We start from the raw sequence: 21,672 nt of genomic DNA, 5'->3' as shown, positions 1-21,672 counted from the left end.
GATGCTGGCGGAATCAGGAGACAGCACATCAAAATCAGCAGGATTTCCGGGATTTTCACTCGCGATTGTGCTACACCGTGACCTGCTGCAGCGGCTGCCGTTTCCCGAACGCATCGCACCCGTTGCCAAAACACATCACCTGGTGAGCAGCCCATGTCAACAACCGAGATCCTCGCTGACCTGCGCTCACGGATTCTGGCGGGGAATCCTCTCCTGCTGCTGCACACCTACGAGGAACAGCGCTGGGAAGAGGAACTCGCCGAGTTGGCTGGGGATCTTGAACGGGGCCTGGTGACTTGGTCCGTCGCCTCCGGAGCACAACCCTCCCTGCACCCCGAGGGAGACCGACAACCGCTCCCGTTTCTGGCGTCGATCCCCGCCTATCCCGAAGAACACCTCTTCCTGCTCAAGGACCTGCACCCGTTCCTCAACGACCCGACGGTCACTCGTCAACTTCGCGACCTGTTGCCGGTGCTGGCAGCGCAGCGAAAAACGATTCTCCTGATGTCGCCCGTCGATACCTTGCCGGTTGAGCTGGTCAAGAATGTCACCGTTCTCGAACTCCCTCTTCCCGGCACCGAAGAACTCCGGGACGAACTGCTCCGAGTCATGGCGACGGCCCGGGGACTCAAGGAGTCTTTGGACAGGGCTCTCGAGGATCGACTCGTGCAGGCGGTGCTCGGACTGACACTGCTGGAAGCGCGACACGCCTTTTACAAGGTCTTCGCCGGTCGGGAAGAGCTGAATGAAGACGTGATCGTGGATCTGGTCACGGAAAAGAGGCATCTGATTCAGGGCTCGAATCTGCTGGAATTCTTTGACCTGAATGAAGGTCTCAAGGACATCGGAGGTCTGGACGGCCTGAAAGAATGGATTCAGCAGCGGGCCGCGGCATTTGCTCCTGAAGCACGAGCTCAGGGCATCGCCAATCCGAAGGGGGTTCTACTGGCGGGGGTGCAAGGCTGCGGGAAAAGCCTGAGCGCCCGGGCCATCGCGCGCATCCTGGGCTTCCCGCTCGTCCGTATGGATATCGGCGCCCTGTTGGAATCGAGTCGGGGAGGCTCGGAACAGAATCTCCGCGACGTTCTGCAACTGATGGAAGCGATCGCCCCCGCCGTGCTGTGGCTCGAAGAAATTGACAAAGCCTTTGCCGGTCTGGGGAGCGAAGCCCGCACCGATGCCACCATGACCCGCATGCTGGGGCGATTCCTCACCTGGCTGCAGGAACATACCGCCCCGGTGTTTGTGGTTGCGACCGCCAACGAGGTCGCCGCGCTCCCTCCGGAAATGTTACGACGGGGCCGGTTCGACGACCTGTTCTTCATCGACCTTCCGAACTTTGACGAACGAAAGTCGATCTTCGACATTCACCTCGCCAAGCGTGGCTGGAAGCCGGAGAAATTTGACGTCGACCAGTTATCGACCGAGACCGACGGTTACAGCGGAGCGGAAATTGAACAGATCGTGAATACCGCCATCATCGAGGCCTATGCCGGACAACGCATGCCGCAGCAGCACGACCTGCTGCAAGCGATCGAGCGAACGATTCCCCTGTCGATCACCATGGAAGATCAGATCTTTCATCTCCGGGAATGGGCGCGCACCCGCTGCCGCCCCGCGACCCTCGATCATCGCGTGATCCAGGTCATGGAGGAAGAAGTCCGCCGGGGAGACATTCAGACCGGGCCGGTTGAGCAGCTCAAATGGAGGCAGCTCGCCGAGCATGGCCAGCTGGCCGCGGCAGTGATTGAGCATATCCGACATGTCGATCACGTCACCTGGGGACGGCTGCTGACCGACTTCAGCCCCTATGCCGAGGTGCAGGGGGACTATGGCATCGCGTTCCGCTCCGATCCCCGGGTGGCAGTGACTCTGCGCATCAGCCGCGAGTTGGCTGACATTCTGTGCGAATATATCGAGGGGAAGCGGTTGTATCTGCATCCGGTGACGGTCGAGGATTATCTCCCGCAGGAGCGTCCTCAACTGACGGCCATCACCTCGCTGCCGGAAAAGCGGTCGGAGAAGCCGGCGTGGCTTCCGACCAAGTTACGACTGCTCCCACCGGCCGACGGAAGTGGACGATTGCGGCACGTCACGCGAATCAAGATGGGCAAGGGGAACTGACTGGCACCGTCTGCAGCACCGCCCATCCCACCAGAGCCCGAAGCGTCAGCGAGGGTTGCCTCAACAATGGTTCCCCACCGTGTGAACAAAGCCCGTAGCGTCAGCGAGGGCTGCCGCTCCTTAAGGGAGTCTCGTCAACTCCCACTGCCGCCGCATCAAAATCGCATTCGTTTCCCGATCGCTGACGCGGTCTTCAAACTTCAGAATGCCGAACGGAAGCTCATCACAGAACCAGACGGTCCGATAGAGTCGCTGCGGGCCTTCGGGGGTCTCGATATGCCGCCAGGCGTAACCGATGTGACATTTGAAGGCGTCCCGTCGCAAGCGGGTTTTGATGTAGCGAATCCCGGAGCTGACATACGGGCGGTCTTCTCCTCCCCCGGCCAGCAACTCGAAATCGCTGATCGTCAGCGGCGCCCCATCGTCGCGACCGATCAGAAATTCTTTTGGCGGGAGCCCGGCACGGAACTTGGGCACATCAATCCGGTAGCCCGTTGTGAATTTCGCTCCTCCGGCGTCGGTTCGTTCGATGCGAATGATCCGCTGCAGGTCATCCCCTCCTCCGTCAATCAGACGGAGCCGGTCCTGCATCTCCGGCAGATCGTATGCCAGATATTCCGCTGTGGCGGGCTGGGCGGGATTAAACTCACCGTCCGGAATCGAACCGATCCAGGAGAAACGGGCCGGCTGAAACTTCTCCGGCGGATCGCTGTAATCGATCCAGCCCTGTTGCGTCATCCACCGGAACAGCCAGGGCTGCGTCCACGGTGCATTCTCGGGATACCACGCCGAGAAGACCGAGACGCTGAGCAACGCTCCACACAGCCAGCGGAACCAGGCACTGCGGCCCCACGCATTCAGAACGGGAATCATGGAGAGCAGCCAGAACGGAATCAGCCACAACGTCCACCGCAGTGCCACACTCACTCCGCCGTAGTTGTAGTTCTCCGTCTTGGTGAGATAGAAGCCGAGCACGAGCAACGTCATCGCGGCGGTTGCGGGATAGACAATCCAGGTCAGATCGCGGCTGACAGTCGGCGCTGGTGAACCGGTTAACGACTCCGACCTGCCCCACCAGCGGGGCCAGCACCAGGTCAGCAGACTCAGCAGGTAAATCGGAGAGAGAGACCAGATGCCGTGATGACCAAGCGTGCAGTGCAGCAGATAGGTCCCGAAGGAATCGCGGGCTCTGTCGACCCCCCGCGGCTCCATCCAGTAACTCGGAACTCCCTCGTGAATGAAATTGTATTTGTCGGTTCCGTAATACATGTAAAACGGCTTGAAACCGCCCGTCGCTTCGTAGGTGGTCAGAAAAAAGGCAATCAGCGGAATGAGGGCACCGGGAAGAAATCCGGTGAGGGCCCTCCGAGGCGAGCTCCAGAGCAGGAGCAGAAACAGTCCGGTGCCAAAGGCGGCCGCCGGGAACTCGTTGCAGACTCCAAAGGCCGTCAGAAACCCGCAGAGTGCAAATCGCCACTCCTCGGTTCGCTCTCCGGAGAGAAGATCGATTGCCAGCGGCAGTGCGAGAAAAAAGGCGCTGGCGGCGATCGTGTGATTATTGAAGACCAGCAGGAACGGCAGCAGCAGCGTGGCATAACAGGCAGCCGTCACCAGAAAAATCTGACCGGACAAATCGCTGCAGCGGCGTTCCACCAGCCGTGCGAATGACCAGAGTGCCAATCCCATCGGCACAATGTTGACCAGAAAGAGAATGAGGCAGGTGATCTCGTGCGTCTGCTCCAGCAGATTCCAGCCGGTGAATTGTTTGATGCCGCGATACAGCTCCGCGACCAGCCGGGGGAGGAGCGGGGGCTTACTGGAATAGAAGTGCCCCTCGTGCTGCACCATATCGATTGATGCCCAGCCCCGATGCTGCCGGATCTCGTCAATCTGGTAGGTATTCCGCTCGACCAGCGACCAGACAGTGCTCCAGCGAGAGCGGTCATTCGCACTCTGCAGAGGGGGGGCGTCGATCAGCCGCGCGGTGACCATGCTCAGCGTCGTCAGGATTGCCAGCGCGCTGAACCAGCGGAACAGTTTCGGAGAAGGAGGAGTTTCTGATCCGTTCACAACAGCTCGCGCAAGTGAAAGTGATGTTTGCCGAGTTTGCCGCCGTAGTTCCCGGCGGTGATCTGTAGAATTCCGGGATAATCGACCGCGGCCTGCAAGCCGGCTCTCATGGCTGTCTGAATGGCTTCAAACGTCAGCCCGTCAATCACGATTTCATAGACGGCGCCGCATTCGGGGGGCAATGCCGAGGTTGTCAGCGGACGGAGTGTCGGACAATAGGCATCGTTGGTGCTGGCCCGCAGCTTGGAATATTTCGAGCCCACCTTGCTTCCCGAGCGGACGATTCCCCCGGGAAACGGGAGCGCGATGTCGCGAACCTGACGCATCGCCGTGACTGCCGCCTCGGTCGCCAGCAGGGTCCGCTCGGCATCGCGTCCACACAGAAGCAGATTTCCTCCGGCGATCGCGGTGACCGTTCCGAACCGATCTTCGCAGACGAATTCACCATCCATCACCGGAATACGCCAATAGCGCTTCCCCGCCAGGAGCTTTGAAGTCTGAAAACCGTCCCCAAAAAAACGAACCGCCCCGCCGATGGAGATCTGCTTGTCCCGCGGACATTCGTCGATGCCGTTGAAACAGGCCGTGGTTGGACAGGTGAGGATGCATTGCCCCACCCGGCGCTGCAGCGCGGACTCCAGACGATCGCGGTCGAACCCGAACGCCAGCACCGAGACTCCGGGCCGACCGTCGGGGGTCTCCTGAGGGGTCAGTTCCCGTTCGATGGCCGCCTCAATGTCACAGGCAATCACGCTGGTGGCATTGCCGCAGAAGACCGTGGCAGCCGTGACCGCCCAGCGGAGCTGCGCGGCGGTAATGATCAGCCGCGCCCCCTTGATGGGGAATGCTTCCGCGAACGTATCGACAATGTCCACGCCCTTGAGTGTCGGCATCGGCTCGTCGCAAGGTTTTGATAAGAGGCAACATCCGGTCGATCACAGTTTACGGGGAGCCTCCTGGATGTGAAAGCGGCTCCGACGGCGGAATCGCCCGCAGCCACTCCGCTATCGACGGGCCGCAGGATTCCGCGGCGTGTCCTTTAGCACCTGTCCTCCAGCCTCTATGATCTGGAAAAACAAGACTCGAAGTTCGACTTCGCCAGCGCCAGGAAGAGATGATGCCCACTCCGCACGAAATGTACGACGCCGCCGTTCAACTGAAGAATCAAGGGGACCTGCCGGGAGCGATCGAGAAACTGAAGGAAATCGTCGCGATCGCCCCTGACCACCTCGATTCCCATTCTGCGCTTGCGGTCTATCTGCAGCGGGCGGGCCGTCCTGAGGAGGCCATTGAACACGCCAAAAAGGTGTGCGAATTGGCGCCGAACGATGTCTTTTCCTACACGCAGCTGTCGGTGATCTATGTCCGCTGCGGCAAGATTCCCGAAGCGGAAGACGCCAAGGCCAAGGCCCACCTGGTGCAGGCGGGTGGCCGCGTTCACTAAGACAATCTGGTTGTTGACGGCCCGGTCTCGCCACGCGGAAGCGAGCATTTCACCAAATGAAATGCCGGCTGCGCGGAGACGGGTCGGAGCCACTGCTCAAAAAAAGAAGTGACGCGGGGGCCTGAGCGCGACGGATCAGGATCGTGAGCGGGACACGAGCCTGGCCATTTCCAGTTCTGTCGTCACCCGGCACCGCCGGCAGCATCAGCGACGAAGAGCCGTTCCCACCTGGGTGGCAACACTCCTGTCCGCCGGAGTCGGTCAGCCTGAGTCGGACGAGGCGCTGGACAGTCGGTCTGCACATCGCTACGGCCGGGAGATGTCAGGCTCCGGGGCGGAGTCGCGAGTATTCCGTCAGAACTTCGTAGAGATCTTCCGGAATCTGAACATCGTCATGCGAGAAATCGCGAAGCCACGCCCGATGCAGACGGCCGGCTTCTTCGATAATCGTTGCGAGTTCACCGAAGCTGATCGTCATTGTGGGTGTTTCCACGCAGTTCAGATCATCTTCGCCGTTGAATAAGCGGAGTCGAGGTCGCATGTGCAGTCTTCCCTGATACACACGTCGTCGCCACTGTTCACAGGAAAAATCGCTGTGAGTGCGACGATAGAACTTATCGGCTTGTACCGCAGCCCCCTTGAACCCCTTATAGGTGTTCCAGACGGATCAAGCCGTTCTGTCGGAATTGCAGGCATTTGAAAAGTTTATTCAAGCGGGAGAGCCTCGCAGCCGGGGATGAACTCCTTCAAATCCGGCAGTCGCGTCCGGCTCGAGGCCTCCCGTCGGTCATCAACAACCTCTTGTCAAATTTCATCTTACGCTCTGACCATCGCTGACAAGATGCTGTCCCCGATGCAGAACGCAGCAGTTCAGGACGCGACCCTCTGGCATGTCAGTCAAACTGTTACGATCCCGCTCACTGAGTGATTCCAGAGAAAGACGACACAGGTTCAAAGACCTTCCCCATTGGGCCGGTCACTCCCAAAGGCAGAGCTGCCGAGAGTGGTGACGACTCTTCCGCCCCGCGCTCACACGAATTCGCGGATTTTCATCGCCGCCGATCTCCAGACCTGAATCCGGAGTTGCTCCGGTCTCTGCCGCGCCCCTATTCTCCGGGGTAGGGGGTGCTGAGACGGACAAATTGCGGGTCCGGACGAATGCGCCCTCTGCGGATCAGGGCGCAAGTCCCGATTGCTCGAAGGTCGACTGTCGCCGGTATGGCATGACACCTTCCCTCGTTTCATGGAGCGGGGTCACCGTGCAGCCCTTGATCCCATTGAACAATGCATTTGAATAATGAATTCCTGCCGTTTCGCCGTGAAACGGTAACCGAATCGATGAGACCGGGAGTGTTATGGCTGCGACTGTCAAAAGTTCGTCCAGCTACGTCGCTGACGATATCGAAGTTCTGGAAGGACTGGAGCACGTCCGAAAGCGGCCATCGATGTACATCGGCGGCGTCGACTCCCGCGGTCTGCACCATCTGGTCTGGGAAATCGTCGACAACTCCGTCGACGAATATCTGGCGGGCGAATGCGACAGAGTGGATGTCACGCTGCACAAAGACGGCTGTTCGATCAGTGTGGCTGATAATGGCCGCGGAATTCCGGTCGACGTGCACAAGAAAACGGGCAAGTCCGCACTGGAAGTGATTCTGACCACGTTGTACTCCGGGGGAAAATTCTCGGAGAAGAATTACATGCGGAGCGGCGGTCTGCACGGGATCGGATCGTCGGCTGTCAACGCTCTGTCCGAGACGATGATCGCCACCGTGCACCGCGACGGCTTCGAATGGCGGCAGCGCTACAAGCGGGGACGCCCCACGACCAAGGTCGAAAAGGTCCGTCCCTTCCGGGGCCACGGAACCGAGATCTTCTTCAAGCCGGACGACGAAATCTTTCGTCGCGTTGCCTTCCATGCGGAGACGATCCGCCAGCATCTGGAAGACATTTCCTACATTCACGGCGGCCTGAAGCTCACCTTCTTCGATGAAGCGAAGAACGAGCGTTTCGAGCTCCATCATCCCAACGGGATTGCGGCCTATCTCGACCGCATCATGCAGGATGACAAGCGCAAGCCGGTCCACGACAGTGTCTTCACCGCCGAGAAAGACGAAGGAAAAATCCGGGTCGAGATGGTGCTGCGCTGGACCGAATCGACCGACGACCAGCTCCGCAGCTACGTCAACGGCATTCGTACCCGGGGGGGAGGAACCCACGAATCCGGGTTCCGCTCCGGCATCGCCAAGGCGATCAAGAACTACATGGATGTCCACGACATCAAGACCAAGGGGCTGACGATCACGCCGGATGATATCCGGGAGGGAGCGGTCGGGATCATCTCCGTGTTCCACAACGACCCGATGTTTCAGGGCCAGACGAAGGACCGGCTCAACAACCCGGAAATGACGTCACTCGTCGACAGCATGACCCGGGCAGCCCTCGAGACATGGCTCAACAACAACCGGTCGGTCGCCGACTCGATTGTGGGACGAATCATCCTGTCCGCCCGGGCCCGGGAAGCGAGCCGGGAAGCGGTCAAGGAAGTTCGACGCAAGTCGGCCGGCACCCGCCGCAGCAATCTCCCGGGAAAGCTGCTCGACTGCCGCTCATCCGATCCGGAGGAGTGCGAACTGTTTATCGTGGAAGGTCAGTCGGCAGGTGGCACGGCTGCCAGCGGCCGCGATTCACGAACTCAGGCCGTGCTGCCGCTGAAGGGGAAAATCCTCAACACAGAAGCCCTTTCACTGGGAAAAATCCTGCAGAATCAGGAAATCCAGGACATCGTCGAGTCGCTGGGGACCGGCATCGGCCCCCATTTCGACATCCACAAGCTTCGCTATGACCGCATCATTCTGCTGATGGATGCCGACAGCGACGGCTATCACATCAGCACGCTGCTGCTGACGTTTTTCTTCCGTCACATGCGGGAGTTGATTCAGGTCGGCAAGCTCTATCTGGGACAGCCGCCGCTCTACAAGATCGAAGCGGGTAAAGAACGGTTCTATGCCCGTGACGACAGCGACAAGGAAGAGTTCCTGGCTTCGCTTCCCGCCAATCGAACTGTGGATGTCCAGCGGTTCAAAGGACTGGGCGAAATGAATGCCTCCCAGCTCAAGGAGACCACACTCGACCCCGCGACCCGGACCCTGTTGCGAGTCGACATCGAAAGCGCTGTCGAAGCCGATGCGATCTTCGCCCAACTGCTGGGGAAAGATGCCTCGGAGCGTTATCGCATCATCATGGATGAAGCAGCAGAGGTCGACGACCTCGACCTGTAACGTTCTGAGCATGCGTGCTCCAGGTGCCCGCATGGCATCCGCTCCGGTGACAGGAAATCCGCAGCCGCGTCCTCGACACATTTTGATTTTTGATCTCCGCGTCGTCACCACGCGGAGGCAGGCCTTTCATCCATCGAAACGCCTGCTGCGTGGGGACAGAAAAGAGCAACCTGCTCGAAAAGGACTTTCAGCATGTCGTCGACGAAACCGGATCACCCTCCTCTCTCCCGTGACCGTTCTTTCTGGGGGATGGTCACGACGCAATTCCTGGGGGCGTTCAACGACAATTTCTATAAGCAGATTGTTCTGCTGTACTGCGTGGAACGGGCACTCACGAACCGTGGCGAGAATCTGCAGGGGATCGCCACCATCCTGTTCGCGGCGCCGTTCATTCTGCTCTCCGGTTACGCCGGCTTCCTCTCTGACCGCTACAGCAAACGAACAATCGTGGTGCTGGTGAAGGGGCTGGAAATCGTCGTGATGGCGATGGGATTGGTCGCGTTTCTGGTGGGGAATGTCTACGCGATGCTGGCGGTCCTGTGCCTGATGGGGGCTCACAGTGCCCTGTTCGGTCCGTCGAAATACGGCATTCTCCCCGAGCTTTTTCCCTCGCAGGCACTTCCCAAAGTGAACGGGATGGTGCAGATGACCACCTTCCTGGCCATCATCCTCGGCTTCACAGCCGCGGGAATGACAAAGGAGAAAATCGGTGGCGAACTCTGGATGGCCTCTGTCATCGCCATTGGAATAGCTCTGCTCGGGACAATGACGTCGCTGTTGGTCCGCCCCACGCCTCCCGCCCGCCCCGATCTTCCGTTTCACATCTCGTCACTGGCGGTGAACTCTGACACGCAGCGCGTGATCTGGAGCAACAAGCGTCTGTTTTTCGTGCTGGCTGCCACGTCCCTGTTCTGGATGGCCGGCGGAGTGATCTATCCAGCCGCTGTGAATGATCTGGGGCGATTGCAGTTTCAGCTGACTGATTCGCAGACCGGACAGCTGGCGGCCTGCACGGGAATCGGAATCGCCATCGGCTGCGTGATCGGCGGCATTCTCTCGCACAATCGCTTCAATGCGGCACTGGTCCGCTGGGGGTGCACCGGCATGTTCGCCGGCATGATCCTTCTCGGTTTACCGGGAGAACGGACCGGTGGGACCTGGCTGGGGGTCCCCGGCTCGGCATTGGCACTGGTGGGACTGGGAATCTGTGCGGGAGTGTTTACGGTCCCCTTGCAGGTCTATCTGCAGGCCCGGACGCCGGCCGCACACAAGGGGCGCGTGATCGGCGCCATGAACCTCGCGAACTGGATCGGCATCTGCAGTTCGGGGGCCTATTACCATTTGCTCAACAAGGTTTTCACCTCACGCGGGTGGGCACCGAATACCATGTTTTTTGCAGCGGCTCTCCTGATTCTTCCGATCGTGCTGTTCTACTGGCCCAAAAGCGAACAACTGAACGACTCCCCCGAGGCCGTCACACCTGAATAATTTCAGGAAAAACTCTGAGGCCCGGGAGAGGTGCACCGATAAAATAAAGCTGGGACAAATACAGAGTTTAGGTGCGCAAGTTGCATCTGGAGTCCTCTTGACTCTCCAACAGAGTGTTGGACAATAGTTTGGCGAGGTGATTCGGCAACACGCGTCCCGTTCTGGCGACAACACACGCTGCCGAACCGCCACGCCCCCCGTCAGTGAGACACTTCTAAGAACGGTTCCGTGTATGATTGCTCAGTTGATTCCCTACGACGGATCACAGCCAATCACAATCACACGCGATTTGACGCTTGTCGGACGCAAGCGGGGTTTGTGCGATCTGGTGATCGACAATGGCAGTATTTCGAAGCTGCACTGCGTGATTGCCCGGACCGACGGACTCCTCTTCATCCGTGACCTCGGAAGTACCAATGGCACAAAGGTTAACGGTCAGCGAGTGACTCGCGGGGCACTTCTTCCGGGTGACGAACTGAGTTTTGCCAGTATCAAATTCCGGGTGCATCTGGGGCCCGGGGAGAGTCGAGCAGTCAACCTCGATCGCACTGACGAGCTGCAGCAATACAACCGCCGCGAAAGTGAGCGGGATCCAGAGTATGCCGTGATTGACAGCAACGGCGAGCTGTGTCTCAGCGGCGAGCATTGAGCCGCCCCCTCGCTCTGCGGGTGGCCAGTGAAACTGCAGGCGAACTGAGCGATTAAGCCGCCACTTCGCGATGCAATTTTCTTTCCGGTTGTGACGGTTCCATCAGCACGGCGTCCAGAATGCGCTGCGGCGATGTTGTGAGCCACTGAAACGCCGGGTGATCTGTTCCGGGCGGAGGAATCTCCAGAGCAGCATCGTAGTCCCAGATGTGCGACATCCGGGCGATGCCGGCATGTTCCATGTGCCAGGCGTTCGTCAACTGCTCCCATTGCTGTTCCAGCGGAATCACCATCGTCGGTTTCTGCATCAGAAATGATTCCAGCGGCGTGGTCAGCCCGGCCGTGACGATGGCAGCCCGACAGCTGGCCATATCCTTCATCATCTCCACACGGTCACTCGGCTGAAACAGCACGTTGCCGTGCAGACCTCGCGAGATTTCGCCCGGATACCCGTAGGCGCGCACCGGGATTCCTGTCCGTTCCGACCAGGCGATCAGGTGCTGTGCATTGGCGGTGGCAGTGGGGTGATAGTTATAGATGAAAATGTGCTTCCCGGAGATCAGCGGGTACGACCACAGATCCTCGCGAATCACGGGGGGGAGACAGCGGTGTGAGCCCCCTTCATAGTGGAAACCATACATCCGGTCGGCTCCCATCGTGAACAGCCGGATGATGGCCCGGGCAATCCGGCACTGGAACACTTCTTCATCCGGAAATCTCAACTGGGGGTCGAGCAAAGCCGCCTGGCGGCACATCGAAACGACCTCGCATCCCGGTTTCAGAGCCGGGCTGCCGGTCATTGGCTCAAAGTCGGAAATGATCAGTTCCGGCTGGAACTCCTGCACAATCCGCTTCAGTTCGGTCAGGCCGGTGACATACCCCGGAATCCCCCGCAGCCAGAGCTTCATGGTTCCCAGGTAATCGGTTCTCCCCTGTTGTAGCGAATAAGGGAGACCGGGGAGGTGCCGGTGCCAGCGAAACTGGTAAATCGAGGGGGGCTGTGGACCGGATGAGATCACCCGCACGTCATGCCCACGGCGCTCCAGCAGCGGGACCAGCGTGGCCGCCTTCGACAGATGTCCCTGCCCTTGTGAATTGCACCCGTAGATAATACGCATGGAGACCAGTCCAGCCTGTCGGCAGAAATTGCCGCAGGGATCGCGCGGTGGATTCCGTTCAGAGGGGGAACCTTTCAAGCCCTGAAAGGTCGCGAGAGCTGACACACTCTCAGCGGGGCGACACAGAATTTGCCCTGCAAAAAGAATCGCCCAAGTCCTGAGACTTCGCGAAGATTGTTTCCCTAATTCACACCAGACATCCCTGTCTGCCCAGTCTTCCACCGCAACCGCATCATCGTCGGACGATCCCGCAAAACCCGAATATTTTCACAAGTTGGCACAACCTGCGGATCGATAACAGAGATGCCGGGCAGAGGTTCGTTCTTTATGGATGGTCTTAAGACGAGCCCGCCTGAATTGCGTCATCGCAGCACCTGGAGGCGATCGGATGACAACCTGGAAGACACGGATGAAACGCTGGCTGCTTGTGGCGGCACTGGCCATGACAGTCGTTCCGAATAGCGGCTGTACGCTGTTCTTCGGATTCCTGAAGGATGCGTTTATCCTCTCATGGTTCTTTGGGACAACACCACTGATTCCGGTGACTCCCTATTTCAGCCAAGAAATCGAAGACACCTACTGGGAAGAGGAACGCTACAAACGCGTGCCGATTCTCGACCCGGTGGAAGGGGAGAACGCTCCGCTGTTCTGCCTCGATCCGCCGACGCCGGACGAAATCATTCGTGCCTTGCCGGACGATACGGCGGGTGGCGTCCCCTATCTTGCAGAAACCTTCCGGAACAATGTCCGTATGGTTTCTGACCTCATCGTCGACCGGACGGATGAGTGTCGGTTCTATCCGCAAGTCGGTCCCGCCCGCCTGCGTCACTGTCACTACAAGTGCACAGTCACCTTTGAGAAGACCATGCGGTCGAGCTGGCCGGTCCCCTTCACGCATGTCGATCAGACGGAAGACGTGGTCTATATCGACCACGACCACCTGATCCGCTGTGCGGGACCGATCATCCCGTAGGATCAGGCATCCTTCCAGGTGCAGGAAAACCCGGTCCTTTGTGGCCGGGTTTTCTCATTGCTGCCTGCTGGGCTGACTACTGTGCTGCCGGAACGCGGGCTCAGCGGAGATCGGCAATCACCGCTTCGATACTCGCGAGCTGCCGTTTCAGCCCCTCCAGCGTCTCGCGAACCTGGGCCACCACGTTTTCCGGCGCCTTGCTGACAAAGCTCTCGTTGTTCAGCTTCCCTTCATGGCCGGCAATGTGCTTGCGGATCTTCTCGGCCTCCTTCTGCTGGCGTTCCAGCTCCGCTGCGGTGTCAATCAGCCCGGACAGCGGGATATAGCCGTCCGCATCTTCCAGCGAGAACGTCGCAGCCCCACTCGGACGGCTCACTTCCGCCCCGGCCGCTTCCAGCACCGCCTTGGCCAGATTGTCGAACTGTGCCGCCACGGCCTGCATGTCTCCGGCAACGTCGGCCGTCGCCCGCATCAACAGCTTGACCGGGGTTCCCGGCGGAATGTTGTAGATCGCGCGAACGTTCCGTACCGCCACAATCGTCTCCTGCAGACGGGCGAACCGCTTCTCCAGCGACTCGTCCTGCCAGTCACGGGGCAGACCGGGCCAGCCGGCAATGATCGCCGCCTCTTCCACCGGTTGCGGGATCAGAATCTCGCTTCCGTTCCCCCCGGCGGCCTGGTCCACTCGACCGATCTGGCCGCTGTTCAAGGCGGTCGACAGCGCCCGTACCGGGGCAATCTCCCGCAGACGCTGCCACAGTTCCTCCGCAATGAAAGGAGTGAATGGCTGCAGCATCCGCACCAGCGAATCGAGCACCGACAGTAGCACCCTTTGAGCTGTGGCTCGGGTGACGGGATCCGCACCGGGAAAATCGGCGGTCGGCTTCCGCAACCGCGGCTTGATCATCTCCAGATACCAGTCGCAGAACTCATTCCACGTGAAGTCCCGGAGTGCCCGCGTGGCAGCATCAAACTGATAACGTCCGAGATACTCGGTCACCTCGTGGACGACGGTCGACAATCGGGAGAGAATCCAGCGGTCCTCCAGTTGCAGCTGGTCGGCGGTCACTTCACCCGGTTCGTAGCCTTCCAGATTGAGCATGGCAAAGCGGGCGGCATTCCAGAACTTGTTGCAGAAGTTCCGGCCGTACTCGAACCGCTCGCTGACCATGCGGGCCACCGGCGCACCGGGGTCCGGGTCGTAGTTCGGGCTGGTGTACTGGTAGTTCGCCTTGCACTTGGGACAGTGAATCGTCGGCTTCGGGCCCCCTTCGGGCTTGGCATTCTGATGCTTGAGCGTCTGCGGAATGAGGGTTTCGCACTGCGGACACTCGTAGCTGATCGGCAGCTTGACGTCCTGTGTTTCACCGGCAAATGAGGCGATGGTGAACCGGACCGCATCGGTGCCGTACTTGTTGATCAGGTCGACCGGGTCCACGCCGTTCCCCTTCGACTTGGACATCGTCTGCCCGAAGCCGTCAAGAATTTTCGGATGGACATGCACATGGTGAAACGGCACGTCTCCCATGTTGTACAGGCCGGTCAGCACCATGCGGGCGACCCACAGCGTGATGATGTCGCGCGAGGTGATCAGCACGTTCCCCGGATAGAAATACGGCAAGACCGTATTCCCGGTCTCTGGTTCGTGTCCCGTAACGGAATGTCCCACAAGCGTTTGCTTCGCGACTTCGTTGGGATCCAGCGGCGGGTTGTGCTGGGTGTCTGGCCAGCCGAGTGTGGCATGCGGCCAGAGTGCGGAGGAGAACCACGTGTCCAGAACATCGGGGTCCTGAACAAAGCCCTTCCCTTCCAGCAGTGCAATGAACCCGTCATCGCCCTCTTCGAAGTGTTCATCAAGACAAACCAGCACCGTCGTTGGCGCGGCATCGAGGATCCGTGACTCGGCGAAACCTTGCGGGTGACTCAATTCTGCCCGTGCAGCTTGAGCTTCCGATTCCGAGTCGAAGGTCCGGGTCCACACCGGAATCCGGTGGCCCCACCAGAGTTGCCGGCTGATGCACCAGTCCCGCTTCTCACCCAGCCAGTCGAGATACGTCTTCGCATAGCGTGACGGATAGAACCGCACGCGGCCGTCTGCGACCGCATCGATGGCGTTCTGTGCCAGCGTGTCCATCTTCACGAACCACTGGTCGGACAGATACGGCTCCACCGGCGTCTTGGACCGGTCGCTGTGCTTGAGCGGAATGGTGCGATCTTCCACCGCTTCAAAGTGGCCGAGGCTGACCATCTTCTCGACGATCAAGGGCCGCGCCGCCAGTCGGTCGATCCCCTGCCACTCGCCCCCGTTCTCGTTGAGGGTCCCATCCGGATTCAGGATGTTGATGATCCCGATCTCCGGATTGCGGAGATAACAGGCGTAGTCATTCGGATCGTGCGCCGGAGTCACCTTCACCGCACCGGTGCCGAGTTCTTTATCCGCCAGGAGGGCATCGGCGATGATCGGAATGAGACGGCCATTCACGGGAACCTGCACGCGCTTGCCGATCAGACCGAGATAACGTTCGTCGGTCGGATGCACGCAGACGGCGGTATCTCCCAGCATTGTTTCCGGGCGGGTCGTGCTGAAGCGGATGCGTTCGCCGGTCGGATTTCCCTGGTCGTCGACAACGGGATAGTTGAACGTCCAGAAGTGGCCGGCGATTTCTTCATCGAACACTTCGTCATCGGCGACGGCGGTCTGCAGATGGGCGTCCCAGTTGACGAGCCGCTTCCCCCGATAAATCAGGCCGTCCTTGAACATCTTGAAGAAGGTGCGGCGCACGGCAGCGGCACAGACCGGATCAAGCGTAAACCGGATTCGACGCCAGTCGCAGCTCGCGCCGAGTGATTTCAGCTGGCCAATGATCCGTGTTTCATAAGCGTCTTTCCAGCGCCAGATACGGTTGACGAGTGCCTCGCGACCGACATCATGCCGCGTCAGTCCCTCTTCCTCGAGCATGCGACGTTCGACGACCGCCTGCGTGGCGATCCCGGCGTGGTCGGTTCCCGGCATCCACAAGGCTTCGAAGCCCTGCATCCGTCGCCAGCGGGTGATCAGATCCTGCAGAGTGCCGTTGAGGGCATGTCCCATATGCAGCGCCCCCGTCACATTGGGGAGCGGAATCATGATGGTGTGCGGCTTGCGGGACGCATCGGGCTCCGCATTGGAGAAGCCATGTTGTTCCCAATACGGGAACCATTTTTCCTGGGTCGCACGAGGCTCGTAAAGCTTTGGAATTTCGGACATGTTTGTCGGTCATGCGTACTGGAATTCAGCGGAGTGCTGAACTCAGATTTTGAAAAATGCGGAATCGGTTGTCACACAACACCTGGACTGCGGAACCTGATCGCCGGAGTGGACAGACTCGGGAATTTTCTCGCGGGATCGCCCCCCGGAAATCCCCTTCTGTCCACGGCTCAGGTACAGGATGCAGAGTAGAGGATTCTCACGCAGTCGGCCATGTCATGGCGGCAGCGGAAGATCTGCAGATGCCCAGAGGGCATGGTGCCCCTCTGCCTCCTCCAGACGGGCAAACCGTGGTGAAGGTTCGGCCCGCGGGACCGGCCCGACGATCTCAGAGCTTGTAGGAGAGAGCCCAGAGCACCACCAGAATGATCGCCATGAAAAACAGAATCTGCAGAAACAGCTTCGTCGCCCGCTGCAGGATCAGCGGCGTCGACTCGTAGCGGCTGGCGGTCCAGACAAAGCTGACCGCTGCCGCCAATGGAAACAGATACCAGGTCATATTCATAAACGATGTTCCGCTGACGTCTTCCGCCGGGGGTCAATCCGCTCCTCAGGTCGCCGGAGCGGGCTCGGGTTCCTCATCGCCATATCCCAGCGCCGGGCCTTCGATCGCATCCCAGATGGCGAGGACGTTCAACAGGCCCGCAACCCAGGTGAAAACCATCGCCAACTCATGAAATTTTCCCAGTCGACGGTTCAGGTCCCGCTGCTGCTCATCATCCATCGGAGCTTCAAACCAGTTCAGGAAGGGACGGGGAATCTCCCCGGCGATCCGGCCGACCGCCTGCTCCCGGCCATCACGGTCTTCCAGAATGCCTGCGGTCACTTCCCGCCCTTTGGAGGCATCGATCGGTTTCCCCAACTCGACCCGGTTGGTCAGTTTGAATGTGACCGGACGATCCCCGACCGTCGTCTCCAGCGTGCCGGTAATCATCCGCTTGCCAAGCTGCTCGGGAGTCGGTTCCAGATGAATGGTTCCCGAGATGATCTGATTCGGCTGCAGGCTGCTTTCGTCACGGTATTCGAGCGCGCCGACAAAGGGAGCCGTGAGCGGCCGATCAATCTCGCTGACGGGGACGTTGGCCTGACTGTCGTAGCGCTCACGTTGAATGAGGCCATACATCGCTGGCAGACCGACCCCCAACTGAGCTCCGTATTTGAGCCAGTCCGTTCCGGGGCGGGCGCTGAAGGCATTTTTCTCGGGAGGCTGCACCGCCTGCCATTCCGCCATCGCCATGCCCGTCAGGAAGAGGCCCAGAATGGAAACGAAGAAGACCCCGGCCTTGAAGTAGCGGCCCTGATACAGGTGACCCGCCCCCGGCAGCAGAAACGCAAGCAGTCCTGCGACCCAGGGTTGCTTCAAAGGGATGCGCGGATCGGGCATGGAAAATCGCTAGTGCATCGTGTTTAAAAACGGGAACGTGCGGCTCAATCCGGGGAGGGCCGCACCGGCAACCGGCGATTGTAGAAGCCCCCCCAGACCTCTGCCAGTGCAGCATCCGTCACGCGACCGAAACAACTCAGGCCGGCAGCGACTTGCTGCTCCGCCAGAGTTTCTGCGGCAACAACCCCAACATCACCAGCGCCATCTGTGACATCACAAACAGGGCCAGGTACAGCAACCGTCCCTCGGTAAAGCCATAACTATGCAGGCCGACTCCGAGTTCATTGACTCCAAACCAGGACCAGCTGACCACAATGTTCCCCAGAATTGCCAGCAGTGCGAAACCACGGTCACGAACCAGATTCCCCCAACGGGCATGGAGCATGAGGGCGTTCCACAACACAATGATCAAGGCCCCGTTTTCCTTGGGATCCCATCCCCAGAACCGGCCCCAGGAATCGTCGGCCCAGAGTCCGCCCAGTACCGTCCCCCAGAAGCTGAAGAACAGGGCGAAACAGACCGCTCCGTAGGTCATGCGGGTCAGTTCCCTTTCCATCTGCGGCACCAGCCGTCGCGTGAGCACTCCCAGGATGACATACAGCACTCCCAGCAGACCCGCGAGGTAGGTTGTCGCATAACCCAGCGTGATGCAGACCACGTGTGTCGCCAGCCAGAACTGGGTATCGAGGACCGCTTCCAGCACCACGAAGGTATCGCCATCGGCTGCAAGGGCGTGCGCGATTCGCAGCGTGACGAATCCGGCAATTGTCGCCACGACAGTTCCCGCGCCCAGACGGGTGATCGACTCAATAATCAGACCTGCCAGCACAACTGCCCAACCAATAAAGATGGCGGACGAATAGAGATTCGTCACGGGAGGCCGACCGGAAATATAGATCCGGGCAATCAATGCTGCGGTATGAATGCAGAACACAAAGACTGTGAGCCAGAACGCAGTCCGACCAAACACCTGGGGCCAGCAGAGCCAGCCGGCAACGGCCAGGGCAAACGCGAACACATACATCCACGAGCAAAGATTATAAGCGTCGACCTGATTATACCATGCTTCGAAGTTCACCTTGGTGACCGGCAGATCACTCCGGTCAGAATGCTTGGCCAGCAGGGCGCGATAAGCTTCCAGCTGCTGATTAAATTCCTTCGGTTCTCCTGCCTTGTAAGACTTCAGCATGCTTAAAAACAGATCGAGCGCGGGGGGATGCGGTGCCGGGAATTCGCTATAGAACTGGTCATACACCTGGGCAATGCTGAGTGGTTCCCACTCCGTATTCAGAGCCTCGATCTTCGGACGCGGTCCCGCATCCAGATGAGTCGGGACGACGAGCGGCAGCGGACCAAATCCCTTACTCGCTTCGGCGAGTGCCTCTCTCCCGGCGGCGATGAACCTGAGGAACTGATCGGCACGGACCGTCATCCGTTCCATCTCGGACTGTCCTTCGCGCGGCTCACTCTGGGGCAGTTCGGGCGCATCTCCCAGAGTATGCTGCAGGAAACTGTAGAACAGCACGCGATTGGCCAACTCGTACATCTTCCGCTGAAACAGGGTGCGGTCCTTGGGAGCCACATCCTTGGCCTTCTGAGCCTCTTTAATAATCACATCTGCATGAGCCTGCAGATCTTTCAGTGAATAGGCCATCTTCTCCCGCTTGGGGACCCCAATCGCTTCCCGCACACTTTCGTTCTCGATGCGGATCACACGGTGCTCAAAGGGATCTTTGTCCGCCATGAGGTCCAGCAGCCAGACAATCGCAGGCTGCGATCGGGCTTTGGGATCATCGCTGTCTTTGAAAGACTGACGATCCGACAGCTGCATGAGCGAGTTGCGGGCGAAAGTATCAAGCGGCATCGCCCGCCCCTTGTACAACATCGGCAGCTTCCGGAACTCGGCCAGGTTGAATTCTTCAGGCTTCGAATGGCGAGGCATCGCCACAGCCACGAAGACCAGCGCCACGAGTGAAGTGACTACTCCGGTGACGATCCAGCCGATGCGGTCGAGCTTCCGTTGAGACTGCCGCAAGCGATCGACGGCTTCCGCATCAAGTCCACCGGCCACCTGGGCACCGACATCCTGCTCACGTGCCCGGCGGGATAGAAACCGTCGCAAGGTCTCGCCGAAGTGATACAGCATACCGACGACCACCATCATGCAGGCCACGTACGGGGTCATCCAGCCATAGTTATCCACAACCTGCAGGGTCGTCATCTCCCCTTCCTGCAGTTGGGCATAACTTTGCTGATAATAAGTCTTGCCTGCATAACGCATCGGATTGTTCATCCAGATGCGGTGATCAAACGTGGTGTCACGTCCCGGATCAGAGAGTGTAATAAACGACGAATAGTCTTTGGGCCGATCGGTCCCCTGATAGTCATTCTTCTGGACGTCGTTCAGCGTGATGGCGTAATCGTTGTAGTACCGCCGAAAACGGAGAGCGATGTCGTAACTTTTGTCTCCAATGCGCACGGTCTGGTTGTCACCCGCGAAATCCAGATAGGGCGAAAGGAGATACACACCGAGGTCGGCTCCAGCCGGTGTCGTCAGTTTCACATATGCCGCCGGGACATCCACTGCAGCTTCGGCATCGGTGCCGGTGGAGGTCGCCCGCGGGTCAGCGACCAACTGTTGCCCGATCCCGGCCGTCGCCAGATTCTCGGGGACAGTTTCCATCGGCCCGAAAGACTTCGGACTGCGAGGAATCGCGTTCCCGTAGAACCGCAGAACTTCCACGTTAAACGGAAGCCGGGGATCTTTCACGACAGAGCCGTCGCGACTGATCAGGCTGCGATCAATGGCCTGCACCCGATCACGCTCCGGGTCCGAGTGATCAACAATGGCCAGCTCGATTTCCCGGGTATCACGGCTGTAATTGACGGTTTCCCCTTCCACGATCTGCATCTGGCTTTCGATGTGCTTCATACCGACCAGCACATCGAACAGCATCATCAGGCCGATCCCGGCATGCAGCAGCACGATGCCTGCCCGCTTCTTGAACACCATCATGCAGCCAGCCAGCAGCACGACCCCCGCGACGGTGGCCTTGATCACCTGATAGAGAATGCGCATTGTCGCTTCACTGGCGGCGTCCGACCGGAAGGCGATCATCGAAGCGATCCCCAGCATGACAGCCAGTACGCCATACACCCAGCGCTGCTGCTTCTGGTCTTTCGGAGAGGATGCTGCGGCATAAATACAGACAGCACACAGACCGAAGAGCGATGTCTGCAGGAACCACCACATGGTGTCATAACCGATCAGCGGTTTGGCCTGCAGTCCCTCGTCGCTGGAGCCGCTGGAGATCACCCCCAGGGTGACCAGCGCTCCAAAAGCAATCGTCCCCCAGCCCAGGAACAGCCGCGACCCTTTCGCCTGCACCTTGAAACGGACGAGATGTGCGGCGAACAGGTTGATCAGCATCAGAGCGCCAATCCACCATCCTTTTGGAAACCAGAAACCAACCCAGCTGGGAAACTGCGGTAAGCCTCGCGGCCAGAACAGCCCCATCCACTCCATCCCGCGGGGAAACACGGGCTCCCGGGGGAAAAATGCCGGCGGAAAAAACAGCTTCGGCTCGATCCAGACGAAGACTTCGCTCAGGTTGATATAAGGAAACGTCCCGGTAAACAACTCGCGGAAGTCCACACGGAAGTAGGTCCGCATCACCTCCCAGATATCATCGTAGACCTGCGCCAGCGTGCCGAAGAGCACGATCAGAATGGCAGCGGCAAACAACGCGACCGTGAGCTTCAGGGAGGCCAGAGACAGCAGTGCCCGCACCAATAATCCGGGCTTCGCCGAGTAAAGAACTCGCGGGGGGACCGGTGTCTCATGGTCGGCTTCAATCGGTAATTCAGAAATGGCCATGTTACGCGTTTCCTGTTC

14 protein-coding genes are annotated in these 21,672 nt (G+C 59.4%); 6 read left to right on the top strand and 8 right to left on the bottom strand.

All coding sequences use genetic code 11. The features are described from left to right. Window positions 1-153 precede the first annotated feature (153 nt). Entirely contained in the window at window positions 154-2,124 is a 1,971-nt protein-coding gene (locus SH664x_RS04630) for an AAA family ATPase (protein WP_437205445.1), read from the top strand. Between the two features lie 120 nt (window positions 2,125-2,244). On the opposite strand, the gene SH664x_RS04625 is transcribed toward SH664x_RS04630, so the two are convergent. Together SH664x_RS04625 and fhcD are read right to left on the bottom strand one after the other, a co-directional pair. After that, window positions 2,245-4,194 (bottom strand): hypothetical protein, encoded by a 1,950-nt coding sequence (locus SH664x_RS04625; RefSeq protein ID WP_437205443.1) that lies wholly within the window; start codon window positions 4,192-4,194, stop codon window positions 2,245-2,247. Next, complete coding sequence (gene fhcD / locus SH664x_RS04620; protein ID WP_437205442.1) at window positions 4,191-5,087, bottom strand: formylmethanofuran--tetrahydromethanopterin N-formyltransferase; 897 nt, start codon at window positions 5,085-5,087, stop codon at window positions 4,191-4,193. The genes SH664x_RS04625 and fhcD overlap by 4 nt, the downstream gene beginning before the upstream one ends. Window positions 5,088-5,308: 221 nt before the next feature. Here fhcD and SH664x_RS04615 point away from each other — a divergent pair, with 221 nt between their 5' ends. Continuing rightward, complete coding sequence (locus SH664x_RS04615; RefSeq protein ID WP_437205440.1) at window positions 5,309-5,638, top strand: tetratricopeptide repeat protein; 330 nt, start codon at window positions 5,309-5,311, stop codon at window positions 5,636-5,638. 322 nt (window positions 5,639-5,960) lie between these two features. On the opposite strand, the gene SH664x_RS04610 is transcribed toward SH664x_RS04615, so the two are convergent. After that, window positions 5,961-6,179 (bottom strand): hypothetical protein, encoded by a 219-nt coding sequence (locus SH664x_RS04610; protein WP_437205439.1) that lies wholly within the window; start codon window positions 6,177-6,179, stop codon window positions 5,961-5,963. Between the two features lie 814 nt (window positions 6,180-6,993). Here SH664x_RS04610 and SH664x_RS04605 point away from each other — a divergent pair. The 3 genes from SH664x_RS04605 to SH664x_RS04595 all read left to right on the top strand — a co-directional run bounded on the left by SH664x_RS04605 (window position 6,994) and on the right by SH664x_RS04595 (window position 11,056). Continuing rightward, the gene (locus SH664x_RS04605; RefSeq protein ID WP_437205438.1) at window positions 6,994-8,919 is read left to right on the top strand and encodes a DNA gyrase/topoisomerase IV subunit B; all 1,926 of its coding nucleotides are present in this window, start codon (window positions 6,994-6,996) and stop codon (window positions 8,917-8,919) included. 192 nt (window positions 8,920-9,111) lie between these two features. Next, on the top strand, window positions 9,112-10,407 hold the full coding sequence (locus tag SH664x_RS04600) for an MFS transporter (RefSeq protein WP_437205436.1): 1,296 nt from the start codon (window positions 9,112-9,114) through the stop codon (window positions 10,405-10,407). 232 nt (window positions 10,408-10,639) lie between these two features. Continuing rightward, window positions 10,640-11,056: an FHA domain-containing protein gene (locus SH664x_RS04595; RefSeq protein WP_437205435.1), complete on the top strand. Its 417-nt coding sequence runs from the start codon at window positions 10,640-10,642 to the stop codon at window positions 11,054-11,056. Window positions 11,057-11,108: 52 nt separating this feature from the next. On the opposite strand, the gene SH664x_RS04590 is transcribed toward SH664x_RS04595, so the two are convergent. Beyond that, entirely contained in the window at window positions 11,109-12,173 is a 1,065-nt protein-coding gene (locus SH664x_RS04590) for a glycosyltransferase family protein (protein WP_437205433.1), read from the bottom strand. A gap of 388 nt (window positions 12,174-12,561) precedes the next feature. Between SH664x_RS04590 and SH664x_RS04585 the strand changes: the two genes are divergently transcribed. Continuing rightward, window positions 12,562-13,146 carry a hypothetical protein gene (locus SH664x_RS04585; protein ID WP_437205431.1) on the top strand — a complete coding sequence of 195 codons (585 nt, stop codon included), beginning with the start codon at window positions 12,562-12,564 and terminating at the stop codon, window positions 13,144-13,146. A 100-nt stretch (window positions 13,147-13,246) separates the two neighbouring features. Here the strand turns inward: SH664x_RS04585 and SH664x_RS04580 are convergent, their stop codons facing one another. The 4 genes from SH664x_RS04580 to ccsA form a co-directional block, all read right to left on the bottom strand. Further along, entirely contained in the window at window positions 13,247-16,393 is a 3,147-nt protein-coding gene (locus tag SH664x_RS04580; protein ID WP_437205429.1) for a valine--tRNA ligase, read from the bottom strand. 328 nt (window positions 16,394-16,721) lie between these two features. Continuing rightward, complete coding sequence (locus SH664x_RS04575; protein ID WP_437205428.1) at window positions 16,722-16,898, bottom strand: hypothetical protein; 177 nt, start codon at window positions 16,896-16,898, stop codon at window positions 16,722-16,724. A gap of 45 nt (window positions 16,899-16,943) precedes the next feature. Continuing rightward, window positions 16,944-17,777 carry a DUF6677 family protein gene (locus SH664x_RS04570; protein ID WP_437205426.1) on the bottom strand — a complete coding sequence of 278 codons (834 nt, stop codon included), beginning with the start codon at window positions 17,775-17,777 and terminating at the stop codon, window positions 16,944-16,946. 136 nt (window positions 17,778-17,913) lie between these two features. Next, window positions 17,914-21,654 carry a cytochrome c biogenesis protein CcsA gene (gene ccsA, locus SH664x_RS04565; protein ID WP_437205424.1) on the bottom strand — a complete coding sequence of 1,247 codons (3,741 nt, stop codon included), beginning with the start codon at window positions 21,652-21,654 and terminating at the stop codon, window positions 17,914-17,916. Window positions 21,655-21,672 lie beyond the last annotated feature (18 nt).

Origin of the sequence: Planctomicrobium aquicomposti, assembly GCF_051466325.1 — a bacterium.
Classification (GTDB): Bacteria; Planctomycetota; Planctomycetia; order Planctomycetales; family Planctomycetaceae; genus Planctomicrobium.
The sequence above is the reverse complement of the archived record's forward strand: the minus strand, read 5'-3'. Positions and strand labels throughout refer to the sequence as shown.